At 69.5% G+C, this 5,540-nt stretch carries 5 protein-coding genes and 2 pseudogenes; 4 read left to right on the top strand and 3 right to left on the bottom strand.

What is annotated here, in order from left to right; all coding sequences use genetic code 11:
* Both DMB66_RS62070 and DMB66_RS66400 read left to right on the top strand, forming a co-directional pair.
* Nucleotides 1-484 (top strand): annotated as a pseudogene (locus DMB66_RS62070) (acyltransferase); the annotation flags it as partial.
* A gap of 265 nt (nt 485-749) precedes the next feature.
* Nucleotides 750-980, top strand: a pseudogene (locus tag DMB66_RS66400) (Tn3 family transposase); the annotation flags it as partial.
* Between the two features lie 725 nt (nt 981-1,705).
* On the opposite strand, the gene DMB66_RS58010 reads toward DMB66_RS66400, so the two are convergent.
* Nucleotides 1,706-2,320 carry a class I SAM-dependent methyltransferase gene (locus DMB66_RS58010; protein ID WP_125812492.1) on the bottom strand — a complete coding sequence of 205 codons (615 nt, stop codon included), beginning with the start codon at nt 2,318-2,320 and terminating at the stop codon, nt 1,706-1,708.
* Between the two features lie 87 nt (nt 2,321-2,407).
* Between DMB66_RS58010 and DMB66_RS58005 the strand changes: the two genes are divergently transcribed.
* Both DMB66_RS58005 and DMB66_RS58000 read left to right on the top strand, forming a co-directional pair.
* Nucleotides 2,408-2,782, top strand: a complete 375-nt coding sequence (locus tag DMB66_RS58005; protein ID WP_125812493.1) for a helix-turn-helix transcriptional regulator — start codon at nt 2,408-2,410, stop codon at nt 2,780-2,782.
* Nucleotides 2,779-3,435 (top strand): cation diffusion facilitator family transporter, encoded by a 657-nt coding sequence (locus tag DMB66_RS58000; RefSeq protein WP_125812491.1) that lies wholly within the window; start codon nt 2,779-2,781, stop codon nt 3,433-3,435. Before DMB66_RS58005 ends, DMB66_RS58000 begins: the two co-directional genes overlap by 4 nt.
* 340 nt (nt 3,436-3,775) lie before the next feature.
* On the opposite strand, the gene DMB66_RS57995 is transcribed toward DMB66_RS58000, so the two are convergent.
* Together DMB66_RS57995 and DMB66_RS57990 are read right to left on the bottom strand one after the other, a co-directional pair.
* A complete protein-coding gene (locus tag DMB66_RS57995; protein ID WP_125812490.1) occupies nt 3,776-4,276 on the bottom strand; it encodes a PleD family two-component system response regulator in 501 nt (166 codons plus the stop codon).
* Between the two features lie 577 nt (nt 4,277-4,853).
* Nucleotides 4,854-5,540 (bottom strand): hypothetical protein (locus DMB66_RS57990; RefSeq protein WP_233625585.1); only part of this gene is annotated, 687 nt, incomplete at its 5' end.

Here is a 5,540-nt window from a genome sequence, read left to right as displayed (position 1 = left end):
GCTGATACCCCTGGCAGCGACGCTGGTGGGAGCCGGACTGGCCTGGGAGATCACCCATCCAGGTGACGACGGCGTCGACCTGTCCGCGGAACCGGTGGCATACGCCGTCTACTCGGTGGGATTCGTGCTGCTGCTGTTGCGGGTCAGCCCCACCATGCAATGGTTGAACCGGCGCAGGTTTCTCAACGGCTTCGTCAACCTGTGCAACGCCCGGGCCGTCACTATCTATCTGTGGCACAACACGGCGATCACGCTGTGTTTCACCGTCGGATCGGCGATCGCTGTGGACCGGGTGGGGCCGCACTTCGAGATGGCCGCGTTCTTCGCCGTCGCCCTCGTCCTACTCGGGGGTTTCATCGTGGTGCTCGGCTGGGTCGAGGACGTCGCCGCCCGCCGGCCTGTGCGACTGCTGCCGTGGAGCAAGGTCCCGTCGAGCAGACCGCGACCGGTGACTCCGGAGTGGTCCGGGCCGATCTGGTTCTGAGCTCGGCCCGCCGCCGCTGACGCGGGGTGGGCTCCCGGTCGCGCCACTTGTAGAACCAGGACTCGGAGCACCCGAGCGCGCGGCAGGTCACCACGTGCGGCACGCCGTGCAAGGTCCTCTGGGAACTGATGAAGGCTGCCACGGTTACCTCATCGCCTTCTTCATCCACACAACCACGGAACGCTGAGGACATCCCGCTCCATCGGCGACCCACCCGACGATCGTGGTGAACGACTTCATCCCGGCTACCACCGCCCCCACCCCGGCCGCCCAGTTCCGGCACATCGACAGCCTGTTCGGCGAGCCCAGGCCCAACGTCATCGGCTGGGACTGATCGAGCGCTTTGACGACCTGATGCGGGTCGTGCTGTCAGTCGCGGCCGGGAAGATCTCCTCGGTGACGCTGCTGCGCCGGCTGTCGACGTACTCGCGGCGCAACAAACATCTACAAGGCGTTCCGGGAGTTCGGCCGGGCTATCCGCATGATCCAACTGCTGCTGGCGCATCCACTGACATTTAGCTGGCGCGCAACACAACGCCGCTTCGCTGCGCGAGGCCGCAGAGTCCGCAGTCCGCAGTCCGCAGTCCGCAGTCCGCAGTCCGCAGTCCGCAGTCCGCAGTCCGCAGTCCGCAGTCCGCAGGGATGGTGGAGTTCGCTGGGGTGGGTCCGCTTCCGTCCGAGCAGGTCGCGTTGGTCGCGAAGGGTGTAGGGGGTCAGCGAGCGCACGGTGTAGCGCTGGATGTGCTGCTGGTCGTGCACGCCTCGACCGTCCCGCCACGCCTCTGGGCAACAGATCGCATCGCCCGCGCTTCGGATCTTTCCGGGGCTGCCCGAAGCGGTCGCCGGATACGGCTGGGATACCTGGCAGGCCAGGCATCGGCCGCCATCGCAGCCGCACCGCTTGCCCACCGGGCCGCTCCTGCACTGGCGTGCCGACGTGTACCGGCGTCATTCCGCGGACCAGTTCGCCGCCATCGACGACCCTATTCTGACGTTCTTGGGTGCTGGTGGTGAGTGTGGTTGTCAGTTTCCGAAGTCGTGTGCACGGCACGCCCTGGTAGGCGACTCGAGTGCAGAGGACTTCGGACACCGGGATGCGCGCCCTGCCCCCACCACGCCCACCCCTGCCCTCGCTGAGTCGCACCCCGCAGGGACGGGCAGGGTGGCCGGTGACCCGGACGCCGGCGACGACGAGTGGGCCGGCCATGGTTTCCCGGCGCCTCAGCGGCGCTCGGCGACGCCGATGAGGTAGTCGCCGCCGATGGGTGCCCGCCAGCGGTCGCCGACGTGCAGGCCGTGGCGGTGCAGTTCGGCGCGGAAGTCGTCGGCGGTGAACCGGTCGGTGGTGGGGTGGTCGAACAGTGCCCGGTAGGTGGGGCGGGCCAGGACGCGGGCGGTGACCTCGTCGAAGTAGAACCGGCCGCCGGGGCGTAGCACCCGGGCGATCTCCGCGAGCGCGGTTCGCCAGGCGGGGATGTGGTGCACGATCGCGAAGTCGAACACCGCGTCGTAGCCGGCGTCCGGGGCGCCGACGCTGGTGTGCAGGTCGGCGGCGTCGCCGGTGTGCAGCCGTACCCGGTCGCCGTGGCCGGCCAGCCGGCGTCGGGCTCTGGCGATCATCGCGGGGTCGAGGTCGATGGCGTCGACGTGCGCGGCACCGAACTGTTCCAGGATGAGCCGGGTGCCGTAGCCGGGCCCGCAGCCGATCTCCAGGACCCGGGCGTCGGGCGGCAGCGGTCCGCCGAGGCGGCGCAGCCACGGCACCTCGTACCAGCGTTGCAGCCACCGCCGCGGCGGTGAGTTGATCAGCGCGGTCTCGACCTGGTTCATCAGCATCGCGGCCTCCATCATTGACTGCTTGGCGTCGATGTCAGCGGACTCTACCGATGAAACACCTTCTAACGCTATCATCGCGTCGTGACGATGAATGATGGTGGGCGGGTCGCGACCCGCCCGACGGAGGAACTGGCGCCGGCCGCGGCGTTGTTCCGCGGCCTGGCGGATCCGACCCGGCTGGCGATCCTGCGGCGGCTGACCGGCGGGGAGCGGCGGGTGGTGGACCTGACCGGCGAACTGGGGATGGCGCAGTCGACGGTGTCGGCGCACCTGGCCTGCCTGCGCGACTGCGGGCTGGTGACCGGCCGGCCGCAGGGGCGGCAGATGTTCTACGCGCTGGCCCGCCCGGAGCTGATCGACCTGCTGCGCGCCGCCGAGGGCCTGCTCGCCGCCACCGGCGAAGCCGTGGCGCTGTGCCCGACCTACGGCTGCACCGACGAGATCGCCGAGGAACCGCGGTGAACGCCGTACAGGTCGCGCTGAGCCCGGCCGAAACTGAGCGGCTGACCCGCCGCGGGCTGCGCCTGGCGCAGTTCACCGTCGCCTACAACGTGGTCGAGGGCGCGGTGGCGATCACCGTGGGACTGCTCGCCGGGCTGGTCTCGCTGGTCGGATTCGGCCTGGACTCCGGGATCGAGTCCGCCGCCTCAGTGCTGGTCGGGTTACGGCTGGCCGCCCGGCTGCGCCACGGTGAGGCCGACGAGGCCAAGGAACGGCGCACCCTCAAGGCCGTCGCCGTGACGTTCTTCGTGCTGGCCGCCTACGTGGTGTTCGAAGGAATCCGCAGCCTCATCGGCGGGGAGGAACCGGACACCTCGATCGCCGGGCTGGTACTGCTGGCCGCGTCGCTGGTGATCATGCCGGTGCTGGCCGCGGCGAAGAAGAAGGTGGCGATGCAGCTCGGCGGGGATCAGCTGATCCTGGCCGACGCCGCCGAGACGAAGATCTGTGTGCTGCTGAGCATCTCCACCCTGCTCGGGCTGGGTCTGTACGCGCTCACCGGTGCCGCGTGGCTGGACCCGGTGGCCGGGTTCGTCATCGCCGCGTTCGCCATCCACGAAGGCCGCGAAGCGTGGGAAGGCGAACTGGTCGAGGACGACGACGATGACGACTGAGGCCAGCACCGGTTCAACCCGGCGCCCGGTGTGGGTGCGGCGGGCCGCTGCGGCGGGCATCGCCGCCGGCGTGGCCGGCACCGACCTGGCCGTCAAGGCCGTCGCCGAGGCGACACTGACCGGCGACGGGGTCCGGCTGGGACCGTTGTGGCTGCACCTGGTCCAGCGGTTGAAATGGCTCGGAGCTCGTCGTAGTCGATGGGTTCGGGGAGGCGGTCGTCCATGCCGGCGTTGTAGCAGCGGTCTTTGCCCTCGGCGAGGACGCCGGACCGGCCGACCCCGTCGAAGGATCCAGTCTCACGTCGCGTAGTCCCGCCCGCCGGCGGCGGCGGCGTAGTGGTCACCCGTTCCGCGTCGTCATCTCCAGGGGGCAGCACCGCTGGTCGCGCACGGATACCGGCGCCCGTCGCGGCATGGCAGCGCGGGCCGCCAGTGCCACCGCGGTGGCAGCCGCCGTTCGGCCGGTGGGCCGGTCGCGGCGCAGCAGGAGCGTCTCCACGCGGGCCCTGAGCTCGGCGCGAGAGTACGGCTTGGTCAGGTAGTCGTCGGCGCCCGCGTGCATCGCGGACCGGATCCGCACGTCGGCGACGTCGGCGCTGACCAGCATGATCGGCAGGTGGGCGGTAGCCGGGTGGTGGCGCAGCCGGCGGCACAACTCGATGCCGGAACAACCGGGCATCCGTACGTCGAGCAGCACGGCGTCGATCCCGCCTACCTCGGCTGCCCGCTGGGCGGCTGCGGCGTCGGCGACCGCTACGACGTCGTGACCCCAACGGTGCAGCGCAAGGGTGAGTAACTCGCGGTGGTCGGCGTCGTCGTCGGCGATGAGCACGGTGGGCACGGCAACACCTCCAACCGGAGTGTCGGGTACGCAGGACTGTTCGGCGTACCCGCGGAGGCACTGAGCCGTTCCGCACCGCCAGCCCTAGTCCGAGACCGAACACACCGCGTGGAGCGAGGTCATGCCCGGTGCGGGCGGCAGTGGCGCTTCCCGCGGCGCCCGGAGGAATCCCCCTGCACGGTGGGCGTGGTCGGTAGCAGTCTGGTGGAAGTGCTCGGCCTGCTACCGCCGGTGGCTACCGTGACGGTTGACCGCTCCTCTGTTCTGCGGGTTCCGGTGTCGCGTGTTCTGTGACGGGTGTTCCGCCCCGAAAATTCCAGACAAACGGTTTAGGGCTCGTAGACAAACAACAGATGGTTTTCCGAGTTCGGCCCTGTCTATCTGGTAGCACGCTGATGACCAGCAAGGATGCTTGTCGCTGAGCGGGCGCAGCGCCCCTGGTGGACCTTCTTGCAGGTAAATTAGGTCGCTATACCAGATCGATAACCGCTGTCCGCGGAATCTACGGGTTTATCCTCAGTTGCGTCCCTGAGTCACCTGGGCCTGCAGCCGGTCCGGGCCGTGAGAGTGGAACTTTTTAGCCGGCGGGTGGGCCCTCGGGGCGGGTCAGCATGCGGTGGTGGGGTTGCGGGTCCTGGTCGGGCGGCGGGTCGGGTCCGCTGCCCTGGTCCCTGACGGCGCGGATGCCCGCATCGACATTTTTGACTCCTTGTGCGTTCGGCTCGGCGCCGCAGGTATCGCGATCGGTTGGTGGTGGTGGCGGCCCCGTGATCGGGTTGGTGATCGCCGGTGCGATCATGCTGGTAGGAGGTGTGCGGGCGGTTGATGGACGCCGTCGGTAGCGCCTCGCCTCTCGACCAGGTCCAAGGCGGCGCTGCGTGCGACTCTGACGTGTTCCGGCGTAGGCCAGGTGCGGCTGCGCCGGATCGCCGGCCAAAGCCGCGCGGAGTGCGAGATCGCCGTCGCTGACATCGCCGCCGTCGTGACCGCACGCCATCGCCGACGACGTCGAATACCTGCTCATCCACTTGATCGCATGACTGACCGCCGTGGTCGTAGGCGCGGAACCGCACAGTGCCGTGTCGCCCACCACGAACAGACCCTCATCCGCCCCGGTGCCCGCAGCGCCACCACTACAAGCCGGAGACTCGACATGACATCGCACAACGACAGTGACGATCACGGCGCTCACGGCCACGCCGCCGAGGCCGGCGGGCATGCGCACGGACCCCGGATCGGCAGTGCCGGCGCCAGCCACCAGAAA

It is taken from the genome of Actinoplanes sp. ATCC 53533 (assembly GCF_003947245.1).
This window is presented reverse-complemented; position numbering and strand designations above follow the sequence as displayed.